The organism is Superficieibacter sp. (genome assembly GCF_032071645.1).
Lineage (GTDB): Bacteria > Pseudomonadota > Gammaproteobacteria > Enterobacterales > Enterobacteriaceae > Superficieibacter.
In genome coordinates, this window is record NZ_DAMAPU010000005.1 from 159,816 (window position 1) to 181,579 (window position 21,764).

Genomic DNA, 21,764 nt, shown 5'->3' on the forward strand with positions numbered 1-21,764 from the left:
CGCCGCTATCGCTTTTTTTATGGCTTACAGCAGTTCAGGAAACAGCGTTTGTTTCAGTGCCAGCTCAACGCCGCGCACTTCCGCCATACCTTTCAGACGACCGATTGCGGAATAACCCGGATTGGTTTTCTTACGCAAGTCATCGAGCATCTGATGTCCGTGATCCGGGCGGAACGGGATCGGACGCAGATCGCCCGCTTTCTTACGCCGCAGTTCTTCGGTCAGCACGGCCTTCACCACCGCCACCATGTCCACATCGCCCTGCAAATGCGCGGCTTCGTGGAAGGTTTTCGGGTTCTCTTCCCGGCAGGTGGCCCGCAGATGGGTGAAATGAATGCGATCGCCGAAGGTCTCGACCATGCGAACCAGATCGTTATCGGCGCGCACCCCGTAGGAGCCGGTACACATCGTAAAGCCGTTGTTAATGCTGTCGACGGTCTCTTTCAGCCACTGCATATCATCGATGGTAGAAACGATGCGCGGCAGGCCGAGGATCGGACGCGGCGGATCGTCCGGGTGAACGGCCAGGCGGACCCCCACCTCTTCCGCCACGGGAACAATCGCCCGCAGGAAATGCGCCATATTTTCACGCAGCTGCGCTTTATCAATTCGATCGTACTCCGCCAGGCGCGCGCGGAACTGATCCAGGGTATAACCTTCTTCCGCCCCCGGCAGCCCGGCGATAATATTACGCGTCAGCTTTTCGATATCAGCGGAACTCATGGCGTTAAAATACGCCTGCGCCTGCTGTTGCTCCTGCTCGCTGTAATCGGCACGGGCACCGTCGCGCTTCAGGATATGCAATTCAAACGCGGCAAAGGCGATTTGATCGAAACGCAGCGCTTTTGAACCATCCGGCAACGTATATTCGAGATCGGTACGCGTCCAGTCGAGGATCGGCATAAAGTTGTAGCACACGGTATCAATCCCACAGGCGGCAAGATTGCGGATGCTTTGTTGATAATTTGCGATCCAGGTCGCGCAGTCGCCGGAGTGGGTTTTGATCTCTTCATGCACCGGAATGCTTTCGACGACCGACCAGGTTAAGCTTTTTTCCGCCAGCAGCGCCTGACGCTGTTTGATCTCCTCCACCGGCCAGACCTGGCCATTCGGAATATGATGCAGTGCGGTCACTACGCCAGTTGCGCCAGCCTGACGCACATCGTCCAGAGATACCGGATCGTTTGGTCCATACCAACGCCAGGTTTGCTCCATCGCCTCACCCTCTCAAGTTGTTATACCAATTAAAACCATTTAATGATGACTACCATACATGCTTCCTGCGGAACGTCAATTTGCTCCCGGTCATTGATTGATCCAGCTCACATTCCCCGCATATTTAAGGCACACCAATTCATTTTGCTGTCATATAACTTTACACTGTCGCTTGTTAATTCTTAGTTAATAGAGTGTACGCATAATGGAAACTATCGCCTCAACTCCGCTTCCCGACAAGGTGCAACAACCGCAGTACGATCGTCAGCAGCTTCGTTCACGCATTGTCCATTTCGGCTTTGGCGCATTCCACCGGGCGCACCAGGCGCTGCTTACCGACCGGGTGCTGAATGCCAGAGGCGGCGACTGGGGGATCTGTGAAATCAGTCTGTTCAGCGGCGACCAGCTTATGAGCCAGCTACGTCAGCAGGATCATCTTTATACCGTGCTGGAAAAAGGCGCGCGGGGTAACACGGCGATAATTATTGGTGCGGTCAATGAATGCCTGAACGCGAAGCTGGATTCGCTGGCGGCGATTATTGAGAAATTTTGTGAACCGCAGGTGGCGATTGTTTCCTTAACCATTACCGAAAAAGGCTACTGCATCGATCCGGCAACCGGGCGTCTTGATGAAACCCAGCCGCGTATCGTTCACGATCTGCAAAATCCGGCTGAACCCCATTCTGCGCCGGGCATTCTGGTGGAAGCGCTGTCACGTCGCCGCGAGCGCGGACTTGCGCCTTTTACCGTGCTCTCCTGCGATAACATTCCTGATAACGGCCACGTAGTGAAAAACGCGGTGCTGGGGATGGCACGAAAACGCTCGGCTGAACTGGCGGCATGGATTGAAGCGCACGTCACTTTTCCGGCAACCATGGTGGATCGCATTGTTCCCGCCGCCACGGACGAAGCACTGGCTGAAATCGCGGCTGAAACGGGCGTCTTCGACCCGTGTGCGATTAGCTGCGAGCCGTTTATTCAATGGGTGGTGGAAGATAATTTTGTTGCCGGTCGCCCGGCGTGGGAAGCCGCTGATGTACAGCTGGTCGACGACGTGATGCCGTGGGAGCAGATGAAGCTACGGATGCTCAACGGCAGCCACTCCTTTCTCGCCTGGCTGGGTTATCTGGCAGGGCATCAGCATATCAGCGACTGTATGGAGGACACCCCGTTTCGCCAGGCGGCGCGTCGTCTGATGTCCGACGAGCAGGCTCCCACTCTCAGCATTACCGGCGTCGATCTTAATGCCTACGCCGACAGTCTGATCGCCCGTTTTGCCAACCCTGCGCTGAAGCATCGTACCTGGCAAATTGCGATGGACGGCAGCCAGAAACTGCCGCAGCGGATGCTGGACAGCGTGCGCGTACATTTGCAGCGTCGCACCCGCTGGCCGCTGCTGGCACTGGGCATTGCGGGCTGGATGCGCTACGTCAGCGGAAAAGACGAAGCGGGTAATACCATTGATGTTCGCGATCCGCTGGCAGAAAAAATTCACCCGCTGGTCACCAATAGCAGTGAAGACCAGCGCGTGGCCGCCCTGCTGACGCTAAAGGAGATTTTCGCCGCTGATTTACCGCAGAACGCGGAATTTGTCGCCGCGATTCAGCACGCCTGGCAATGTCTGGCAGAAAACGGCGCGCGGCAGGCGATTATCGACGTGCTGAACGATTAGATCTCGCCGCGCAGAGTAGAGTAAGCTGTGACAAATTTGTTATATTGTACGGAGCTTACGTGACCAAAACCAATCTCATCACCGGTTTTCTCGGCAGCGGGAAAACCACCTCGATCCTGCATCTGCTGGCGCATAAACCCGCGAATGAAAAATGGGCCGTTCTGGTCAACGAATTTGGTGAGGTTGGCATCGACGGCACGCTGCTGGCCGAAAGCGGTGCGCTGCTCAAAGAGATCCCCGGCGGCTGCATGTGTTGCGTAAATGGCCTGCCGATGCAGGTAGGGCTGAACACGCTGCTGCGTCAGGGAAAACCCGACCGTTTGCTGATTGAACCTACCGGGCTGGGCCATCCGAAGCAGACCCTCGACCTTCTCACCGCGCCGGTTTATGAACCGTGGATTGAATTACAGGCCACCCTCTGCGTTCTCGATCCGCGTCTGCTGCTGGACGAAAAAGCGCTAAATAATGAGAACTTCCGTGACCAGCTGGCCGCCGCCGATATCATCGTGGCGAATAAAAGCGATCGGGCCAGTGAAACCAGCGAAAAAGCGCTGGAAAACTGGTGGCAAAATTTTGGTGGTACACGCGAACTGATCCACAGCGAGCAGGGCAAAATCTCCCCCACTCTGCTGGACAAACCGCGTCTGAATAAGGCTGAGCTGCCTGACGCAGGCGGACACAGCCACGCGCACGCCCGGACTAAGGGGCTTGCCGCACTGAGTTTACCGGAGCACCAGCGCTGGCGGCGCAGCCTTAACAGCGGGCAGGGCTACCAGTCCTGCGGCTGGGTTTTTGATGCGGATACCCGGTTTGACACTATTGGCCTGCTGGAATGGGCGAGGCTCGCGCCGGTGGATCGGGTAAAAGGTGTGATGCGGATAACCGAAGGCCTGGTGCGCATCAACCGGCAGGGACAGGATCTGCATATCGAAACGCAGAACGTCGCCCCACCGGACAGCCGGATTGAACTGATTAGCGATGCCGACGCTGACTGGAACGCGTTGCAAACGTCACTGTTGAAGCTACGTTTAAGCTGATACCGCTAAGGTTTCGTTCGTTATTAACTCACGTGGCCTTAAAATGAAAACCCGACTCTCTTCAATCCTGCTGCTGAATGCGGCAGGATTTGCGCTCTTTCTGTGCTGGTATCTGCCGGAAAACCACGGTTTCTGGTTCGCGCTCGACGCGGCCGTTTTTCATTTTTTCAACCATGCGCTGGCGGATCATCGTGCCTTTGTCTGGTTTCTGGCTATCGTCAATAATCGTGCTTTTGACGCCTGCTCCCTGCTGGCGATGGGTTGTCTGATGCTCCGCTTCTGGCTGCGTAGCGGGCCGTCAGAGCGCCGCCGGATTGTGATTATCGGGCTGGTCATGCTGCTGACGGCCGTTATTGTCAATCAGCTTGCGCAGTTGCTGATGCCGGTCAAGCGCGCCAGCCCGACACTGTTCTTTACCGATATCCTGCGGGTCAGCGACGTGCTGCACATTTCGACCAAAGACGCGTCGAAAGACAGCTTCCCCGGCGACCACGGTATGATGCTGCTGATTTTCAGCGCCTTTATGTGGCGCTATTTTGGCCTGAAAACATTCCTGCTCTCGCTGGTGATATTTGTTATTTTCGCTTTTCCGCGAGTGATGATCGGCGCTCACTGGTTAACCGATATTGTTATTGGTTCATTATCATCGGTACTCATCGGTCTGCCGTGGATCCTGCTAACGCCTGTCAGCGATAAAATGATTTGTGTTATGGCGCGCTATTTACCCGGCAGAAAAGAAACATAAATACAACAAATAAATAACCACAATTAACACTTGCTAATAGATATCGCTTCTGGTTTTTTTAGCCTTTCGTGCGCTGCTCAGACCACTTAATCCTCTTCTCGTCGCGATGAGATCTACGTAAGTCGATGAATTGGTGTTTTTTTATCTAAAATAGATCATTTTTTAATCAATTCACCTTTTTAACTTTCTGTATCACTTTTTCATATAAAAAATCGATTAAAAGCACTCGCAATGCATGAGGTGATAGGGTACTCTCGTTTACGTTTTGCCTCTCAGAGATAAATTATTCTCATCGTGAATAATTTTGTGCGTTCCAGCACAAATTTGCACAGAAAGAATTGTCTCGGTGTGCGCAGGTAATTAGGCTCGTCACGGTTGGCATTTTTATAACGATCTTTTCGTTAAGGACTACAAGGGAAAATAAACAACATGGTCACATCTCAGCCGATTTTGAGATACATCTGGCGGGCCATCCCCGCGTTAGCAGTTGCAGTTTTGCTTTCAGCATGTAGTTCGACTAATACAGCAAGAAACATGCATTCTGAGACGCATGCAGTGCCTGAAGATACCTCTTCACTGCAAGCCTCTCAGGATGAATTTGAATCCATGGTGCGTAATCTTGACGTTAGGTCACGCCTGATGGATCAGTATGCCAGCTGGAAGGGCGTGCGCTATCGTCTGGGCGGCAGCACTAAAAAAGGCATTGATTGTTCCGGTTTCGTACAGCGTACTTTCCGCGAGCAGTTTAATATGGAACTTCCGCGCTCAACCTATGAGCAGCAGGAAATGGGTAAATCCGTTTCGCGTGGTCATTTACGCACCGGCGACCTGGTTCTGTTCCGTGCCGGTTCGACAGGGCGACATGTCGGTATCTATATCGGCAATAACCAGTTCGTCCATGCCTCTACCAGCAGCGGCGTCACCATCTCCAGTATGGACGAGCCTTACTGGAAGAAGCGTTATAACGAAGCGCGTCGCGTCCTGAGCCGTTCTTAATGTTTCTGTTGTCGGTTTTCCCTTGGCTGACAACAGGAAACGAAAAAAAACACTGCCTTGCAGTGTTTTTTTTTGCTCTTAACCCCCGCCAGAATGCGCTATTATGACGCGCCAGAACGTCGGCGCTTATCGACGTTTACGTAACAGGGTTCATGACGAGCCCGCGAAAAATTTCTCGTTTTCTTTGACGTCAATTACTATTCAGGGATTGAGTTCAGCTCACGTAAAGGATGGCTTCACAGGTATGCTAGTACGCCTATTTCTCTTAATCATCGCCATATTCAGCCTGTCCGCCCAGGCGCAAACCATTAAAGAAAGCTATGCGTTCGCGGTGATCGGCGAGCCGAAATACGCCGTCAATTTTACCCATTTTGATTACGTCAATCCTGCCGCGCCGAAAGGCGGCATGATGACCCAGGCGACGATTGGCACCTTCGACAATTTCAACCGCTATGCGATGCGCGGTAATCCGGGCGTGCGAACGGATTCCCTCTACGACAGCCTGTTCACCACGTCGGATGATGAGCCCGGCAGTTATTATCCGCTGGTAGCGGAAATGGCGCGCTACGCCGATGATTACTCGTGGATGGAACTGACGCTGAACCCGAAGGCCCGTTTTCACGACGGTTCGCCGATGACCGCTAAGGATGTGGTCTTTACCTTTAACAAATTTATGACTGAAGGCGTGCCGCAATTTCGCCTGGTGTATAAAGGCGTGACCGTTAAGGCCATCGCACCGCAGGCCGTGCGTATCGAACTCGCCAAACCGGGTAAAGAAGATATGCTCAGCCTTTTATCACTGCCGGTTATGCCAGAAAAGTTCTGGCGTAATCACAAGCTCAATGAGCCACTTTCCGCCCCGCCGCTGGCAAGCGGACCGTATAAAATCTCCGCCTGGCGGATGGGGCAGTACATCACCTATTCGCGGGTGAAAGATTACTGGGCCGCCGACCTGCCGGTAAACCGGGGCCGCTGGAACTTTGATACGCTGCGTTATGACTATTACCTTGATGACAACGTTGCCTTTGAAGCCTTCAAAGCTGGCGCGTTCGATTTCCGTACCGAAAGCAGCGCCAAAAACTGGGCAACACGCTATCTCGGCAAAAATTTCGATAATCATTATATCGTTAAGGAAGAGGTCAAAAGCGACGCCGCGCAGAACGCCAACTGGCTGGCGTTTAACATTCAGCGCCCGGTATTCAACGATCGCCGGGTGCGTGAAGCCATCAGCCTCGCCTTTGATTTTGAATGGATGAATAAAGCGCTTTTCTATAAAGCCTATACCCGCGCTAACAGCTATTTCCTTAATACCGAATACGCGGCGCGCAATTACCCGGACGCCGCTGAGTTAACGCTGCTCGGGCCGCTGAAAAAAGATCTGCCGCCTGAAGTCTTCACGTCCGTTTATCAGCCGCCGCAATCCGCCGGAGACGGCTACAATCGCGATAATCTGCTCAGGGCCAGCCAGATATTAACTGACGCCGGATGGGTCATGAAGGGCCAGCAGCGGGTTAACAGCCAGACCGGTAAACCGCTACGCTTTGAGCTTCTGCTGCCCTCCGGCGGCAACGATCAGTGGGTGCTGGCCTTTAAGCATAACCTGACGCGCATCGGCGTGACGATGGATATTCGTCAGGTTGATAACTCGCAGGTGACCAGCCGAATGCGCAGCCGCGATTATGACATGATGCCGCGCCTGGTGCGTGCCATGCCCTGGCCCAGCGGCGATTTACAAATTAACTGGTCTTCCGAATATATTGATTCCAGCTATAACGGGCCGGGCGTTAAAAGCCCGGTGGTGGATGCGCTGATTGCGCAAATCGTCCGCGAGCAGGGAAATAAAGAGAAACTGCTGCCGCTTGGCCGCGCGCTGGATCGGGTGTTAACCTGGAATTACTACATGCTGCCAATGTGGTTTATGGCCCAGGACAGACTGGCCTACTGGGATAAATTTTCATATCCGGCGACCCCGCCCGTATATTCCATCGGCTTAGAAAACTGGTGGTACGATGTTAACAAAGCGGCAAAATTGCCCGCAGCCAGACGTTAAGGAGCAGGCATGGGCGGTTATTTACTACGTCGCTTATTACTGGTGATCCCAACCCTGTGGGCGATTATCACCATTAACTTTTTTATTGTGCAAATCGCGCCCGGCGGCCCGGTCGATCAGGCCATTGCTGCCGTTGAATTTGGCAACGCTGGCGTCCTCCCCGGCGCGGGCGGCGGCGCGGGTGTTTCTCACGCGCGGCCAGGCGTCGGCAATATCAGCAACAGCCAGTACCGGGGCGGGCGTGGCCTCGACCCGGAAGTCATCGCTGAAATCACTCATCGTTACGGCTTCGATAAGCCGCTGCACGAGCGTTATTTTAAAATGCTCGGCGACTATTTGCGCTTCGATTTTGGTGACAGCCTGTTCCGCAACGCCTCGGTGCTTCAGCTTATTAAAGAAAGCCTGCCGGTTTCGATCACTCTGGGTCTGTGGAGCACGCTGATTATCTACCTGGTTTCGATCCCGCTGGGCATTCGCAAAGCGGTGCATAACGGCAGCCGTTTCGATACCTGGAGCAGCGCCTTTATTATTATTGGCTACGCGATCCCGGCGTTTCTGTTTGCGATTTTACTGATCGTCCTGTTAGCAGGCGGCAGTTATTACGATCTCTTTCCGCTGCGCGGGCTGGTGTCAGCTAATTTCGACACCCTGCCGTGGTATCAAAAAATTACCGACTATCTGTGGCATATCACCCTGCCGGTGCTGGCGACGGTGGTCGGCGGATTTGCCGCGCTGACTATGCTGACTAAAAACTCGTTTCTTGATGAAATCCGCAAGCAGTACGTGGTGACGGCGCGGGCAAAAGGCGTCAGCGAGAAAAAAATCCTCTCTGGTCACGTTTTTCGTAACGCCATGCTGCTGGTCATCGCAGGTTTTCCGGCAACCTTTATCAGTATGTTTTTTACCGGATCGCTGCTGATCGAAGTGATGTTTTCACTCAATGGGCTGGGGCTGCTGGGGTATGAATCCACGGTTTCCCGTGATTATCCGGTGATGTTCGGCACGCTGTATATTTTTACCCTGGTCGGGCTGCTGCTGAATATCGTCAGCGATATCACCTATACATTTGTAGACCCACGTATTGATTTTGAGGGCCGCTGATGCGTCGTTTAAGCTCTATTAATCAGGCCCGCTGGGCACGTTTTCGACAAAATCGTCGCGGCTACTGGTCGCTGTGGCTGTTTATGGTCATCTTCATTTGCTGCCTGCTTTCCGAAGTTATTGCCAACGACAAACCGCTGCTGGTCAGTTATCAGGGAAGTCTGTATGTGCCGGTGCTGAAAGATTACAGCGAGCAGGAATTTGGCGGGCCGTTTACAACGCTGGCGGACTACAAAGATCCGTGGCTGCAAAAGCAACTTTCAGAGCATGGCTGGATTCTGTGGACGCCGATTCGCTTCGGGGCAAACAGCATTAACTTTGCCAGCGACAAGCCCTTCCCTGCCCCGCCGTCCGCGCAAAACTGGTTCGGCACCGACGCCAACGGCGGCGATGTGCTGGCGCGAATACTGTATGGCACCCGCATTTCGTTGCTCTTCGGCCTGATGCTGACCTTTTGTACCAGCGTGCTGGGCGTGGTGGCGGGAGCGATTCAGGGCTATTACGGCGGTAAAATTGACCTCTGGGGCCAGCGTATTATTGAGGTATGGTCCGGGATGCCGACGCTCTTTCTGATCATCCTGCTCTCCAGCGTGATCCAGCCCAATTTCTGGTGGCTGCTGGGGATTACCGTGCTGTTTGGCTGGATGGCGTTGGTCGGCGTAGTGCGCGCGGAATTTCTGCGCACCCGTAATTACGATTACATCCGCGCGGCGCAGGCGATGGGCGTCAGTGACCGGGGGATTATTTTCCGCCATATGCTGCCTAATGCGATGGTCGCCACGCTCACCTTTCTGCCGTTTATTTTATGCAGCTCCGTGACCACGCTGACCTCGCTGGATTTTCTCGGCTTCGGTCTGCCGCTCGGCTCGCCTTCACTGGGCGAACTGCTGTTACAGGGCAAAAATAATTTGCAGGCTCCGTGGCTGGGAATAGCCGCTTTTCTGTCGGTAGCGGTACTACTCTCGCTGCTTATCTTTATTGGCGAAGCCGTGCGCGATGCCTTCGATCCCAGCAAGGCGGTATAAGATGACGCACCCTTTATTAGCCATCGACCAGCTTTCCATCGCCTTTACCCAGCAGGGAGAAACCCGCACGGTGGTGCGCGATTTGTCGCTTCAGGTGGAGGCAGGTGAAACCCTTGCGCTGGTTGGCGAATCCGGTTCCGGTAAAACGATCTCTGCTCTCTCGGTGCTGCGCCTGCTCCCCTCTCCGCCGGTGAGCTGGCCGACGGGCGACATTCGCTTCCACGGTCAGTCGCTGTTGCACGCTGACGAGCAGACCCTGCGCGGCATTCGCGGTAATCGCATTGCAATGATTTTTCAGGAGCCAATGGTATCGCTGAATCCGCTGCATACCCTGGAAAAACAGCTCTATGAAGTACTGTCCCTGCATCGCGGTATGCGCAGGGAAGCTGCGCGCGCAGAGATGCTTACCTGTCTGGATCGGGTCGGCATCCGCAATGCGGCGCGCCGACTGGCGGACTATCCGCATCAGCTTTCCGGCGGCGAGCGCCAGCGGGTGATGATTGCGATGGCGCTGCTGACGCGCCCTGAATTATTAATTGCCGACGAGCCAACGACCGCGCTGGATGTCTCGGTGCAGGCGCAAATCCTGCAACTGCTGCGCGAGCTGCGCCAGGAGCTGAATATGGGGCTGCTGTTTATCACCCATAACCTCAGCATCGTGCGTAAACTGGCCGACAACGTGGCGGTGATGCAAAACGGTGTATGCGTCGAGCAAAACCGCGCCGCCACGCTGTTTTCCGCGCCTGCGCACCCTTACACCCAGCGCCTGCTGAACAGCGAACCGTCCGGCGATCCGGTCCCGCTGCCCGCAGAGAAGACTCCCCTGCTTCAGGTTTCTGATTTGTGCGTGGAATTTCCGCTGCGCAAAGGGCTGTTGCGACGCGTGGTCGATCATAATCGGGTGGTGAAAAACGTCAGCTTTACCCTGCGTCCCGGCGAAGCGCTGGGGCTGGTCGGCGAATCGGGTTCCGGCAAAAGCACGACCGGGCTGGCGCTGCTGCGGCTGATCGCCTCAAAAGGCACCATTGTCTTTGACGGCATCACGCTCAACGGCTTAAGCCGTAAACAGCTGTTGCCGGTAAGACACCGCATTCAGGTGGTGTTTCAGGACCCGAATTCATCGCTGAATCCGCGCCTGAACGTGCTGCAAATTATCGAGGAAGGTCTGCGCGTGCATCAGCCGGATTTAAGCGCCCTGGAGCGCGAGCGGCAGGTGATCGAGGTTATGCAGGAAGTAGGACTGGACGGCGAAATGCGCCAGCGCTACCCGGCGGCGTTTTCTGGCGGTCAGCGGCAGCGCATCGCCATCGCCCGCGCGCTGATTTTAAAACCGGAACTGATTATTCTGGATGAACCCACATCATCGCTGGATCGCACCGTGCAGGCGCAAATCCTCGCGCTGCTGAAGTCGTTACAGCAAAAACACCGGCTGGCCTATATCTTTATCAGCCACGATTTACACGTTGTGCGTTCGCTGTGCCATCAGGTCATGGTACTGCGTCAGGGAGAGGTCATTGAGCAGGGTGAATGCGCGCGCGTCTTCAGCGCACCGCAGCAGGAATATACCCGTCAGCTTTTAACGCTAAGCTGACGGTCAGAAAGGATTGTTGCCGGAGAACGGCTCGGCAATCGCCACACCGCAGTTTTTCAGACGGCAGGTTGCCGTAAACTCATCCTGTCTGTTCACAAACAGGCAGGGTTCCCCTTCGCATTCCAGCACCGAACAATCGACTGAAATGTCGCTCAGCGCCTGACTTAGGGTATGCATAACCGGCCAGGCGCTGTCGCCGTCCGGGCTGAGCAATTTTAACGCAACCAGGCAATTCTCAGAGGCCGGACCGTTCTGCGGAATCGGTTCAACTCTGGAACCTGCAAAACCGGACAGCCAGCGATAGCTCTGCGGTAAACGGTGGACGATGGAGAGTTGTTGATTGGTCACTTTTTAATCCCCGGAGCAGTAAAATTAACAATTGATTCACATCAATATTAACACATGGTTGACAATTCGTCGTGCATCCTGAAGAAAACGCTTTCATCTACAACCAGTAAGGCTTCACAGGCTCATCCGTAAAGCGGTTTATCCGCGTTACAGGAGCCTTTTGGCGCTATATGTACGCGTTTTTGTGATCTAAAACAACCTTTTTAACAACATGAGCGTGACTTTTTACACAAATAGATTTTACATAAAATAAACATATATCGTGTAAAACAGCAAGAGCAGCGAGAAATCAGAAGGGAAAACGGGGCGGAATTCGCCCCGGAAGGGACATCAACGGGCGCGTTTTCGGGTGCGACTGGCGTACAGGCAGAAGAGAACAGAGCTGGTCGCACAGAAGGCAATCGACAGCAGCATCGGCCAGGCGGTGGTAAACGTCGCCATTGACAGCAGCGCGCCAACAATCGCCCCGATCCCGAAACGGAAAGTGCCAGCCAGCGACGAAGCCGTGCCCGCCATGTGCGGGAACTCGTCAAGGATCACCGCCATCGCGTTAGACGATACCAGCGACACGCAGCCGACAAATGCGGCAACGCCCACCACCAGCGACCAGAAGCCGACATCCAGCAGCGCGCAGACCACCAGCCACACCGCCATCGCAAACTGGACCCACAGCCCGGCACGGAACATATTCAGCGCCCCGACCCGCCGCACAAAACGGCTGTTAATGATGGTGAGCACAAACAGGAACACGATATTCAGCGCGAAGTAATAACCGAAATGCTGCGGTAAAACGTGGTTCAGCTCGATATAAACAAACGGCCCGGCGCTTAAAAAAGAGAACATCCCGGCAAAGCTGAAGCCGCTTGCCAGCATATAGCTCAGCACCCGCTTGTGGCGGAACAGCGCAGCAAAGTTGCCGCCGGTAGTGCGAATGTGGAATTTCTGCCGCCGCTCGACGGGCAGCGTCTCGTCGATGAAAAAGAAAATCATCAGCGACGCCAGCAGCGCAGCCACGGCGAGGATCCAGAAAATAGCGTGCCAGCTAAACCAGATCAGCACCGCGCCACCGACCATCGGCGCGACCAGCGGGGCGATGGTGGTCACCAGCATCACAAACGACATCATCCGCGAAAATTCTTCTTTCGGATAAATATCGCGCATCAGGGCGTTAATCACCACGCTTGCCGCCGCTGCCGCCAGGCCGTGAAAGAAGCGCAGCAGGATCAGATACTCGATGGTCTGCGAGAGCGCGCAGGCCGCCGCCGCTGCGGCAAAAACCAGCGTGCCACCGAGGATCACTGGCTTACGGCCCAGGCTGTCCGCCATCGGTCCATAAAGCAGTTGTCCAAGCGCAAAGCCGAGAATATAAGTGCTCAGGGTCATTTGCGCACTACCAGCAGGCACGCCGAATTGTGCGGAGATCACCGGTAAAGCAGGCAGATACATATCAATCGAAAGCGGCATCAGCATGGCCAACAGGCCAAGAATAAATACGATGCCCAGCGAAGAGCGCTGCTTTGTTGTCACCCTAATCTCCCGTTCTTAACATCATGACATGCCGATACTGGCAACTTCTTCATCCGTCAGCGCCCGGTACTCGCCCGGCGCGAGGTCATCATCCAGCGCAATCGCGCCAATGCGTTCACGGTGCAGCCCCACCACATGATTTCCCACCGCAGCAAACATACGTTTAACCTGATGGTAACGCCCTTCGCTAATTGTCAGGCGCACCTCTGTTGGGGTGATAACCTCAAGCGTGGCGGGTTTGGTCAGATCTTTTTCGTTATGCAACTGGACGCCGCGAGCAAACTGTTCAGCCGTATCGTCGGCCACCGGGGACTCCAGCGTGACCAGATAGGTTTTTTCGCAGTGATGGCGCGGAGAGGTGATACGATGCGACCATTGACCATCGTCGGTCATTAAAACCAGCCCGGTGGTGTCGATATCCAGACGGCCTGCGGCATGGAGTTTGTACGCGACCGGCTCGTCGAGGAAGTACAGCACGGTCGGATGGTCGGGATCGTCGGTCGAGCACACGTAGCCCTGCGGTTTATTCAGCATGAAATAACGCGGTCCGTGCTGCTGGATCAGAGAATTGCCGTCATAGGCGACGTCATGTTCCGGTTGAAGTTTAAACGCGCTGTCCCTTACTATCTCGCCATCAACCGTAACGCGGTGAGCGCGAATTTCACGCCCGGCAATAGCACGGCTGACGCCAAGCTGCTGAGCGATAAATTTATCAAGTCGCATGAATGATTTTTGCCTGTAATTATGCCTGGAGTCGGACAAAGACGTCCGAAAAATGAAGCGGTTCTGCACCTCTCAGTATAGCGAGCGCTGGCCGCCGCTCAAGGGAAAAAGCACCCGGCAGACTATTTAAGATGAATATGACCTTTACTCTTCGCCCCTATCAGCGGGAAGCGGTGGACGCCACCCTCACCCATTTTCGTCAACACCGCGAACCCGCCGTCATTGTGCTGCCTACGGGTGCCGGAAAAAGCCTCGTGATTGCTGAACTGGCAAGAGTGGCGCGCGGACGTGTACTGGTGCTGGCTCACGTTAAAGAGCTGGTTGAGCAAAACCATGCCAAATATCTGGCGCTGGGGCTGGAGGCGGATATTTTTGCCGCCGGGCTGAAACGCAAAGAGAGCCACGGCAAAGTGGTCTTTGGCAGCGTGCAATCGGTGGCGCGCAACCTTGATGCCTTCCGGGGCGAATTTTCGCTGCTGATCGTCGATGAGTGCCATCGCATCAGCGATGACAGCGACAGCCAGTATCAGCAAATCCTCGCGCATCTTTCCAGCGCCAACCCCCGGCTACGGCTGCTGGGACTGACCGCCACGCCTTTTCGCCTCGGTAAAGGCTGGATTTACCGCTTTCACTATCACGGCATGGTGCGCGGCGATGAAAAAGCGCTTTTCCGCGACTGTATTTACGAACTGCCGCTGCGCTATATGATCAAGCACGGCTACCTGACGCCACCGGAGCGACTGGATATGCCCGTCGTTCAGTATGACTTTAGTCGCCTGCAGGCGCAAAGTAACGGCCTGTTCAGCGAGGCGGAGTTAAATCAGGAACTGAAAAAACAACGGCGCGTTACGCCGCATATTATCAGCCAGATCGTTGAATTTGCCGCCGCGCGTAAGGGCGTGATGATTTTTGCCGCCACGGTCGAGCACGCGCGGGAAATCGTCGGCCTGCTGCCCGCCAGCGATGCCGCGCTGATCACCGGTGAAACGCCGGGCGCACAGCGCGATGAGCTGATCGCTGCTTTTAAAGCGCAGCAGTTTCGCTACCTGGTGAACGTGTCGGTGCTGACCACCGGCTTCGATGCGCCGCACGTGGATTTAATCGCTATCCTGCGCCCGACCGAGTCCGTCAGCCTGTATCAGCAGATTGTCGGGCGCGGGCTGCGGCTGGCACCGGGCAAAACCGACTGTCTGATCCTTGACTATGCGGGCAACCCGCACGATCTTTACGCCCCGGAAGTCGGCGCGCCGAAAGGCAAAAGCGACAACGTTCCGGTGCAGGTATTCTGTCCGGGCTGCGGTTTTGCCAATACGTTCTGGGGAAAAACCACCGCCGACGGCACGCTGATTGAGCATTTCGGCCGCCGCTGTCAGGGCTGGTTTGAAGATGACGAAGGCCATCGCGAACAGTGCGATTACCGTTTTCGCTTTAAAAACTGCCCGCAGTGTAACGCGGAGAACGACATTGCCGCTCGCCGCTGCCGGGAATGCGACACGGTGCTGGTCGATCCTGACGATATGCTGAAAGCGGCGCTGAAGTTAAAAGACGCGCTGGTGCTGCGCTGTAGCGGCATGAGCGTACAGAACGGCGCAGACGAAAAAGGCGAATGGCTGAAGATCGTCTATTACGATGAGGACGGCGCGGACGTCAGCGAGCGTTTTCGTCTTCAGACACCCGCCCAGCGCACCGCCTTCGAACACTTGTTTATCCGCCCGCATACGCGCACGCCGGGCGTGCCGCTGCGCTGGATCACCGCCGCCGATATCGTCGCGCAACAGCCGCTACTGCGCCACCCGGATTTTGTCGTAGCGCGCAAGAAAGGCCCGTACTGGCAGGTGCGCGAAAAGCTGTTTGATTACGAGGGACGTTTTCGTCGCGCGAATGAATTACGCGGCTAGTCGCGCTTTTCATTGCCGTTAACAGCGGACGGGTATAGAATACCGCCCGCTTTTGCACACGCAAAGCAGAACACTTACCTGTTACTGGGTCGCCTGTAGCAGGAATTATTTAAGAGAGAAATAAATGTCTACTATCAACGCAGAAGTACGTAAAGAGCAGGGTAAGGGTGCGAGCCGCCGCCTGCGCGCAGCTAACAAGTTCCCGGCTATCATCTACGGTGGAACTGAAGCTCCGATCGCTATCGAGCTGGATCACGATAAAGTGATGAACCTGCAAGCTAAAGAAGGTTTCTACAGCGAAGTGCAGACTCTGGTCATCGATGGCAAAGAAGTAAAAGTGAAAGTTCAGGCTGTACAGCGTCATCCGTACAAACCGAAACTGTCTCACATCGACTTCGTTCGCGCGTAATCGCAAACGTGTTGAAAAGAAGAACCCCGCCACGGCGGGGTTTTTTTATGGCTTATTTTCCGCCGGATGTGCGGCGCTGTAATTGATCGCGCAGATTCGGCGGCGTGCCTTTGATGGTCAGCGTATCGGTCGCCGGGTCCCAGAAAATACGCTCACCCAGCAGCAGCGCATCAAAATTAATGGTCAGCCCGCCGCCGCTACCGGCGTATTTCGTCAACTGGCGCAGCGTGCTGCGGTCGGCCGGGAAAGTTTCTTCCAGCTCGTAGCCTTTCTCTGCGGTGAATTCGCTGAAGCTGACCTCGCTCACCCCGGAAATCTCTTTCGACAGCGACTCCAGCGCAATTTCCTCACCGGCCTGAAGCTGTTCGCTGCAGTAGTCATAAACCTGCTGGCGGACGTTCTGCCGCTCGGATTTGTCCAGTTGCGCTTCGGCGGTGAAGTCATCTACCGCCTGCAACAGCCCCCGGTTTTGCGCTTTGGCGTTCAGCCCTTCGCTGGCACCGAGGAAATCCATAAAGAAATCGGCGACCTTGCGCCCTACCCGCCCTTTCAGAAAGGTCAGATAGCGCGTGGATTCAGGGTTAGTTTCCCACTCGGTGAGATCGATACGGGCGACGATATCGGCATGATTAATATCCAGATAATGAATAGAACTGATATCCAGATTTTCGTTCACGCGCATACTGCTTAAATTGTTCAGCACCGCCACCAGCAGATACTCCACCGCCAGATAGCGATAGTGGCAGAACAACACGATGCCGCCGTCAGCAAACGGATATTTCGCCAGCTCATCGCGCAGTCGCCCGGTTGCCGCACGGCTGAACGCAAGGAATTCTTCCTCGCCCTGACGTTGCTGGCGCAGCGCCTGTGCCAGTTCGCTCTCGTCGCTAAACAAACCGTAAGCTTTATTTTTGGCGCTATATACCCGGTGCAGCTCGGCCATCATCTCCACCACGGTGGCATTTGGCTCCAGCAATGAATCGCGCAGCACCAGTTCAAGGTTTTGTTCATCACGCTTGATTAACTGATGCAGGGCAATCTGGTTGATATCCAGACTCATCTTAAACTCTCCTGTTAGACCGAACGGTATTTACCCACCGCCGGGGGCACAGTGTAAGATGAAAAAAAGGGGAAAAAAAGCTGCTGCTACGGTAATATGTTGCCCTTTCATAAACAGACTGATATCGATTTATGCCACAACACTCCCGCTATAGTGATGAACACGTTGAACAACTGCTCAGCGAACTGGTCAATGTATTAGAAAAACATAAGACTCCCACCGATCTTTCGCTGATGGTGTTGGGGAACATGGTGACGAATCTGATTAATACCAGCGTCGCACCGGCACAGCGCCAGGCTATTGCCCGCTCGTTCGCTCAGGCGCTGCAATCCTCGGTCAGCGACCAACAGGCGCACTAAGGAAAACGAACGACTGCATATGGTGACTCATCGTCAGCGCTACCGTGAAAAAGTCTCCCAGATGGTTAGCTGGGGGCACTGGTTTGCCCTGTTCAACATTTTGTTGGCCACGGCGATCGGCAGCCGCTATCTTTTTGTCGCCGACTGGCCGACAACGCTTGTCGGGCGCGTTTATTCGTACCTGAGTATTGTCGGGCATTTCAGTTTCCTGGTTTTCGCCACCTATCTGCTGATCCTCTTCCCGCTCACCTTTGTGGTGATGTCGCAGCGGCTGATGCGCTTTTTGTCCGCCATCCTCGCGACCGTCGGGATCACGCTGTTGCTGATCGACAGCGAAGTGTTTACCCGCTTCCACCTGCATCTCAACCGCATCGTCTGGGAACTGGTGTTCAATCCCGACCAGAACGAAACCGCGCGCGACTGGCAGCTAATGTTTATCAGCGTGCCGGTGATTTTGCTGATTGAGATGCTGGTCGCCACCTGGAGCTGGCAAAAGCTGCGCAGCCTCACCCGCCGCCGCCGTTACGCGAGGCCGGTCGTCGGGCTATTTTTTGTCGCATTTATTGCCTCTCACAGCCTGTATATCTGGGCAGATGCTAACTTTTATCGCCCAATCACCATGCAACGCGCCAACCTGCCGCTCTCGTATCCGATGACCGCCCGTCGGTTCCTCGAAAAACACGGCCTGCTTGATGCACAGGATTATCAGCGTCGATTAATTGAACAGGGCGACCCGGAAGCAGTCTCCGTCCAGTATCCGCTAAGCGATTTGCACTATCGCGATATGGGCACCGGTCAAAATGTGCTGCTGATCACCGTTGATGGCCTGAACTATTCACGCTACGAGCAACAAATGCCGGGGCTGGCCAGCTTTGCCCAGCAAAACGTTAACTTTACCCAGCATATGAGTTCGGGCAACAGCACCGACAACGGCATTTTCGGTCTGTTTTACGGTATTTCGCCAGGCTATATGGACGGCGTGCTGTCATCCCGCATTCCCGCCGCGCTGGTTACGGCGCTGAATCAGCAGGGATATCAGCTCGGGCTGTTCTCTTCTGACGGCTTTAGTAGTCCACTCTACCGTCAGGCGTTGCTTTCCGATTTCTCGCTGCCGCCAGCGAAAGCGCAGTCCGATGCGCAAACGGCAAATCAGTGGATCAACTGGCTTGAACGTTACGCCGGGGAAGACAACCGCTGGTTCTCGTGGATTGCCCTTAACGGGACCAATATCGACGACAGTCATCAGCAGAACTTTACCCGCCGCTATACGCGGGCGGCGACGGATGTAGACACCCAAATTACCCGCGTGCTGGATGCACTGAAAGCCTCCGGCAAGCTGGACAACACGGTGGTGATCATCACGGCGGGTCACGGTATGCCGCTGGATCACCAGCGCGAAGAGTTTGACTGGTCCCGCGCTCACCTTCAGGTTCCGCTGGTCATCCACTGGCCGGGCACGCCAGCCCAGCGCATTGATACGCTGACCGACCATAAAGACGTGATGGCAACGCTGATGCAGCGCCTGCTGCGAGTCAGCACGCCTGCCAATGAGTATTCGCAGGGACAGGATCTGTTCAGCGTTGCCCGCCGCTTTAACTGGGTGACTGCCGCCAGCGGCAACACGCTTGCTATTACCACGCCGCAGGAAACGGTGGTGCTCGGTCATAACGGCGATTACAAAACCTGGCGCGCGGACGGCGAGAAAATACGCGATCAAAAACCACAGATGAGTTTGCTGCTTCAGGTTCTGACCGACGAAAAACGCTTTGTCGCTAACTGATTGATTAATTATGAATCAGTCAGTAAATCACCGGCTTGCAATCGCCGATGAAAGAGGTACTATTAGCCCCCATCAGTCGGCACGTAGCGCAGCCTGGTAGCGCACCGTCATGGGGTGTCGGGGGTCGGAGGTTCAAATCCTCTCGTGCCGACCAAAATTCCCCAAGAAAACCAACCATTTATGGTTGGTTTTTTTTCGTCTCCATCTTGCCGATGGTGAAATAATGTTGCAACTCCCGGCGTACCCTTCACAGCGCACAAAAAAGCGCTGGAAAGCGCTGTACTTTCCCGCCGTGGCTGGTAAATTGCTGTACATAAAAACAGTATATTCGAGGCGGTAAAATGTTTGTAGAACTGGTTTACGACAAGCGTAACGTTGCGGGCTTACCTGGCGCGCGGGAAATTATCCTTGAGGAGCTGACCCGCCGCGTACATCGCATTTTTCCTGATGCGGAGGTCCGGGTCAAACCGATGCAGGCCAACGGGCTGAACAGCGACGCCAGCAAAAACGATCGCGAAAAGCTCAACCGTATGCTGGAAGAGATGTTCGATGAAGCCGATATGTGGCTGGTTGCGGAGTAAATCCTCACTCCGCACCGTTGTTCTTACAGCGCGATATCCGCTACTGGCTCGACGTTTACCGGCTGCGGCTGGCGTTGCGGCTGCGGTATCGCATCCGGCTGGCGAGGCGGAGCGTAATGCAGACCGAGCACCTCACTGGTCCACGCCATCATCTCCTGCGCCGCTTCCGGGCGCCCGTAGCCGGGCAGGATCTGTTGCAAACGGGCCTGCCATTGCGGGGAGGACATCTGCTGCGGGAACACCTTTTCCATCAGTTGCAGCATAATTGAGGCGGCGGTTGAGGCGCCGGGCGACGCGCCCAGCAGCGCGGCAACCGTCCCCGCATCGTCACAGACGACCTCAGTCCCAAGACGTAATACCCCGCCCTTCTCAGCGTCGCGCTTGATAATCTGCACCCGCTGCCCGGCCTGCCACAGTCGCCAGTGGGCTTTTTGTGCCTGCGGATAATAAGCCTGCAACGCCGCAAAGCGATCCTCATCCTTTTGCAATACCTGACCGACCAGATATTTGACCAGCGCAACGTTATCCAGCCCGACATTGACCATCGGCAGCAGATTAGCTGCGTTGGTCGCGCGGAGCAGATCCCAGAGAGATCCGTTTTTCAGGAATCGGGTAGAGAAGGTGGCAAAAGGACCGAAGAGGATCACCCGTTTGCCGTCGATGATCCGGGTATCAATGTGCGGGACCGACATCGGCGGCGCGCCGGTTGCGGCCTGGCCGTACACTTTCGCTAAGTGGTGGCTGGCAATGTCCGGGTTTTCCGCAACCAGAAACTGGCCGCCAACCGGGAATCCGGCATAATCATTTGCCTGCGGAATACGTGTTTTTTGCAACAGACGAAGCGCCGCCCCGCCCGCGCCGATGAAAATAAATTTTGCCCGGATAAGCCGGGTGGCGCGAGGGTTATCCGCCAGTGAAACGCGCACCGTCCAGCTGCCGTCGGCGTTGCGCTTAAAACCGCGCACCTCAGTGTTAAGCTGTAGCGAGAAGTTGTCCCGCGTTTGCAGGGCGGCGATAAACTGGCGGGTGATCTCACCGTAGTTGACGTCAGTGCCATTCTCCGTCCGGGTCGCGGCGATTTTTTGCTGCGGATCGCGCCCTTCCATCACCAGCGGTGCCCACTCTTTAATCTGCTGGTGATCTTCCGAGTAGCGAATATCCTGAAACAGCGGACTTTGCTGCAACGCCGCATAGCGGGCGCGCAGAAAGTTAACGTGCTTCTCACCCCACACAAAGCTCATATGCGGCACCGCGTTAATGAAACGGCGCGGCTCGCGCAGCACGCCGCGAGAAACCTGATGCGCCCAGAACTGGCGCGAAAGCTGAAAGGCCTGGTTAATTTCAATCGCTTTTTCGATGCTGACCGAGCCGTCCGCCTGCTGCGGCGTATAGTTCAGTTCCATTAACGCCGCGTGTCCGGTGCCCGCGTTATTCCAGCCGTTGGAGCTTTCCTGAGCGACGTTCCCCATTCGCTCAACGAGGGTGATGGACCACTCCGGGGCCAGCTCCTGTAGCCAGGTGCCGAGTGTGGCGCTCATAATACCGCCCCCGATCAACAGAACGTCCGTCGTCTGTTCGCGGGGATAAGAGAGGTTGGAAGGGACGGAAGCGGACCCCTGGATGGCTTTTTGAGTTTTCATTATCTTA

At 55.2% G+C, this 21,764-nt stretch carries 19 protein-coding genes, 1 tRNA gene and 1 pseudogene; 15 read left to right on the plus strand and 6 right to left on the minus strand.

Annotated elements, in window-relative coordinates; translation table 11 throughout:
• Positions 1 to 24: 24 nt before the first annotated feature.
• Positions 25 to 1,215 carry a mannonate dehydratase gene (gene uxuA, locus RT197_RS11960; protein ID WP_312950825.1) on the minus strand — a complete coding sequence of 397 codons (1,191 nt, stop codon included), beginning with the start codon at positions 1,213 to 1,215 and terminating at the stop codon, positions 25 to 27.
• Positions 1,216 to 1,420: 205 nt separating this feature from the next.
• On the opposite strand from uxuA, the gene RT197_RS11965 reads away from it, so the two are divergent.
• The 8 genes from RT197_RS11965 to yejF all read left to right on the plus strand — a co-directional run bounded on the left by RT197_RS11965 (position 1,421) and on the right by yejF (position 11,432).
• On the plus strand, positions 1,421 to 2,887 hold the full coding sequence (locus tag RT197_RS11965; protein ID WP_312950827.1) for a fructuronate reductase: 1,467 nt from the start codon (positions 1,421 to 1,423) through the stop codon (positions 2,885 to 2,887).
• 59 nt (positions 2,888 to 2,946) lie between these two features.
• Complete coding sequence (locus RT197_RS11970) at positions 2,947 to 3,924, plus strand: GTP-binding protein (RefSeq protein WP_312950830.1); 978 nt, start codon at positions 2,947 to 2,949, stop codon at positions 3,922 to 3,924.
• A gap of 43 nt (positions 3,925 to 3,967) precedes the next feature.
• On the plus strand, positions 3,968 to 4,669 hold the full coding sequence (locus RT197_RS11975) for a phosphatase PAP2 family protein (protein ID WP_312950832.1): 702 nt from the start codon (positions 3,968 to 3,970) through the stop codon (positions 4,667 to 4,669).
• 429 nt (positions 4,670 to 5,098) lie between these two features.
• Entirely contained in the window at positions 5,099 to 5,665 is a 567-nt protein-coding gene (gene mepS / locus RT197_RS11980; RefSeq protein ID WP_312950834.1) for a bifunctional murein DD-endopeptidase/murein LD-carboxypeptidase, read from the plus strand.
• A gap of 244 nt (positions 5,666 to 5,909) precedes the next feature.
• Positions 5,910 to 7,715 carry an extracellular solute-binding protein gene (locus RT197_RS11985; RefSeq protein ID WP_312950837.1) on the plus strand — a complete coding sequence of 602 codons (1,806 nt, stop codon included), beginning with the start codon at positions 5,910 to 5,912 and terminating at the stop codon, positions 7,713 to 7,715.
• Positions 7,716 to 7,724: 9 nt separating this feature from the next.
• The gene (locus tag RT197_RS11990) at positions 7,725 to 8,816 is read left to right on the plus strand and encodes a microcin C ABC transporter permease YejB (protein ID WP_312950842.1); all 1,092 of its coding nucleotides are present in this window, start codon (positions 7,725 to 7,727) and stop codon (positions 8,814 to 8,816) included.
• The gene (locus tag RT197_RS11995) at positions 8,816 to 9,841 is read left to right on the plus strand and encodes a microcin C ABC transporter permease (RefSeq protein WP_312950845.1); all 1,026 of its coding nucleotides are present in this window, start codon (positions 8,816 to 8,818) and stop codon (positions 9,839 to 9,841) included. The genes RT197_RS11990 and RT197_RS11995 overlap by 1 nt, the downstream gene beginning before the upstream one ends.
• 1 nt (position 9,842) lies before the next feature.
• Entirely contained in the window at positions 9,843 to 11,432 is a 1,590-nt protein-coding gene (gene yejF, locus RT197_RS12000) for a microcin C ABC transporter ATP-binding protein YejF (protein WP_312950846.1), read from the plus strand.
• Between the two features lie 3 nt (positions 11,433 to 11,435).
• On the opposite strand, the gene RT197_RS12005 is transcribed toward yejF, so the two are convergent.
• The 3 genes from RT197_RS12005 to rsuA all read right to left on the minus strand — a co-directional run bounded on the left by RT197_RS12005 (position 11,436) and on the right by rsuA (position 14,030).
• Positions 11,436 to 11,780, minus strand: a complete 345-nt coding sequence (locus RT197_RS12005; protein WP_312950849.1) for a YejG family protein — start codon at positions 11,778 to 11,780, stop codon at positions 11,436 to 11,438.
• A 330-nt stretch (positions 11,781 to 12,110) separates the two neighbouring features.
• Positions 12,111 to 13,307, minus strand: a complete 1,197-nt coding sequence (locus tag RT197_RS12010) for a Bcr/CflA family multidrug efflux MFS transporter (protein WP_312950852.1) — start codon at positions 13,305 to 13,307, stop codon at positions 12,111 to 12,113.
• 21 nt (positions 13,308 to 13,328) lie between these two features.
• A complete protein-coding gene (gene rsuA / locus RT197_RS12015) occupies positions 13,329 to 14,030 on the minus strand; it encodes a 16S rRNA pseudouridine(516) synthase RsuA (RefSeq protein ID WP_312950855.1) in 702 nt (233 codons plus the stop codon).
• Positions 14,031 to 14,167: 137 nt separating this feature from the next.
• On the opposite strand from rsuA, the gene RT197_RS12020 reads away from it, so the two are divergent.
• Together RT197_RS12020 and rplY are read left to right on the plus strand one after the other, a co-directional pair.
• Positions 14,168 to 15,928: a DEAD/DEAH box helicase gene (locus RT197_RS12020; RefSeq protein WP_312950857.1), complete on the plus strand. Its 1,761-nt coding sequence runs from the start codon at positions 14,168 to 14,170 to the stop codon at positions 15,926 to 15,928.
• Positions 15,929 to 16,052: 124 nt separating this feature from the next.
• Complete coding sequence (rplY, locus tag RT197_RS12025; protein ID WP_312950860.1) at positions 16,053 to 16,337, plus strand: 50S ribosomal protein L25; 285 nt, start codon at positions 16,053 to 16,055, stop codon at positions 16,335 to 16,337.
• Between the two features lie 52 nt (positions 16,338 to 16,389).
• Here the strand turns inward: rplY and yejK are convergent, their stop codons facing one another.
• Positions 16,390 to 17,397 carry a nucleoid-associated protein YejK gene (gene yejK / locus RT197_RS12030; RefSeq protein WP_312950863.1) on the minus strand — a complete coding sequence of 336 codons (1,008 nt, stop codon included), beginning with the start codon at positions 17,395 to 17,397 and terminating at the stop codon, positions 16,390 to 16,392.
• A gap of 131 nt (positions 17,398 to 17,528) precedes the next feature.
• Between yejK and RT197_RS12035 the strand changes: the two genes are divergently transcribed.
• The 5 genes and pseudogenes from RT197_RS12035 to RT197_RS12050 all read left to right on the plus strand — a co-directional run bounded on the left by RT197_RS12035 (position 17,529) and on the right by RT197_RS12050 (position 20,117).
• Entirely contained in the window at positions 17,529 to 17,756 is a 228-nt protein-coding gene (locus tag RT197_RS12035; RefSeq protein ID WP_312950866.1) for a YejL family protein, read from the plus strand.
• Positions 17,757 to 17,775: 19 nt separating this feature from the next.
• Positions 17,776 to 19,536, plus strand: coding sequence for an LPS biosynthesis-modulating metalloenzyme YejM (gene yejM / locus RT197_RS12040; protein ID WP_312950869.1), 1,761 nt, complete (start codon positions 17,776 to 17,778; stop codon positions 19,534 to 19,536).
• A gap of 77 nt (positions 19,537 to 19,613) precedes the next feature.
• Positions 19,614 to 19,690: transfer RNA gene (locus tag RT197_RS12045), tRNA-Pro, on the plus strand.
• Positions 19,646 to 19,735 (plus strand): annotated as a pseudogene (locus tag RT197_RS22000) (hypothetical protein); the annotation flags it as partial. The gene RT197_RS12045 and the pseudogene RT197_RS22000, both read left to right, overlap by 45 nt.
• Before the next feature lie 142 nt (positions 19,736 to 19,877).
• Positions 19,878 to 20,117: a DinI family protein gene (locus RT197_RS12050; protein ID WP_312950872.1), complete on the plus strand. Its 240-nt coding sequence runs from the start codon at positions 19,878 to 19,880 to the stop codon at positions 20,115 to 20,117.
• Between the two features lie 23 nt (positions 20,118 to 20,140).
• Here RT197_RS12050 and mqo read toward each other — a convergent pair whose 3' ends face one another.
• Positions 20,141 to 21,757, minus strand: coding sequence for a malate dehydrogenase (quinone) (gene mqo / locus RT197_RS12055; RefSeq protein WP_312950874.1), 1,617 nt, complete (start codon positions 21,755 to 21,757; stop codon positions 20,141 to 20,143).
• Between the last annotated feature and the right edge of the window lie 7 nt (positions 21,758 to 21,764).

What these genes read in the sequence shown, in the direction of transcription:
- mqo (WP_312950874.1), bottom strand. Translation starts at nt 21,757, where the DNA reads ATGAAAACTCAAAAAGCCATCCAGGGGTCCGCTTCCGTCCCTTCCAAC.
- yejF (WP_312950846.1), top strand. Translation starts at nt 9,843, where the DNA reads ATGACGCACCCTTTATTAGCCATCGACCAGCTTTCCATCGCCTTTACC.
- rplY (WP_312950860.1), top strand. Translation starts at nt 16,053, where the DNA reads ATGTCTACTATCAACGCAGAAGTACGTAAAGAGCAGGGTAAGGGTGCG.
- RT197_RS11975 (WP_312950832.1), top strand. Translation starts at nt 3,968, where the DNA reads ATGAAAACCCGACTCTCTTCAATCCTGCTGCTGAATGCGGCAGGATTT.
- yejK (WP_312950863.1), bottom strand. Translation starts at nt 17,397, where the DNA reads ATGAGTCTGGATATCAACCAGATTGCCCTGCATCAGTTAATCAAGCGT.
- RT197_RS11965 (WP_312950827.1), top strand. Translation starts at nt 1,421, where the DNA reads ATGGAAACTATCGCCTCAACTCCGCTTCCCGACAAGGTGCAACAACCG.
- RT197_RS11985 (WP_312950837.1), top strand. Translation starts at nt 5,910, where the DNA reads ATGCTAGTACGCCTATTTCTCTTAATCATCGCCATATTCAGCCTGTCC.
- RT197_RS11995 (WP_312950845.1), top strand. Translation starts at nt 8,816, where the DNA reads ATGCGTCGTTTAAGCTCTATTAATCAGGCCCGCTGGGCACGTTTTCGA.
- rsuA (WP_312950855.1), bottom strand. Translation starts at nt 14,030, where the DNA reads ATGCGACTTGATAAATTTATCGCTCAGCAGCTTGGCGTCAGCCGTGCT.
- RT197_RS12050 (WP_312950872.1), top strand. Translation starts at nt 19,878, where the DNA reads ATGTTTGTAGAACTGGTTTACGACAAGCGTAACGTTGCGGGCTTACCT.
- RT197_RS12020 (WP_312950857.1), top strand. Translation starts at nt 14,168, where the DNA reads ATGACCTTTACTCTTCGCCCCTATCAGCGGGAAGCGGTGGACGCCACC.
- RT197_RS12035 (WP_312950866.1), top strand. Translation starts at nt 17,529, where the DNA reads ATGCCACAACACTCCCGCTATAGTGATGAACACGTTGAACAACTGCTC.
- uxuA (WP_312950825.1), bottom strand. Translation starts at nt 1,215, where the DNA reads ATGGAGCAAACCTGGCGTTGGTATGGACCAAACGATCCGGTATCTCTG.
- RT197_RS11990 (WP_312950842.1), top strand. Translation starts at nt 7,725, where the DNA reads ATGGGCGGTTATTTACTACGTCGCTTATTACTGGTGATCCCAACCCTG.
- yejM (WP_312950869.1), top strand. Translation starts at nt 17,776, where the DNA reads ATGGTGACTCATCGTCAGCGCTACCGTGAAAAAGTCTCCCAGATGGTT.
- mepS (WP_312950834.1), top strand. Translation starts at nt 5,099, where the DNA reads ATGGTCACATCTCAGCCGATTTTGAGATACATCTGGCGGGCCATCCCC.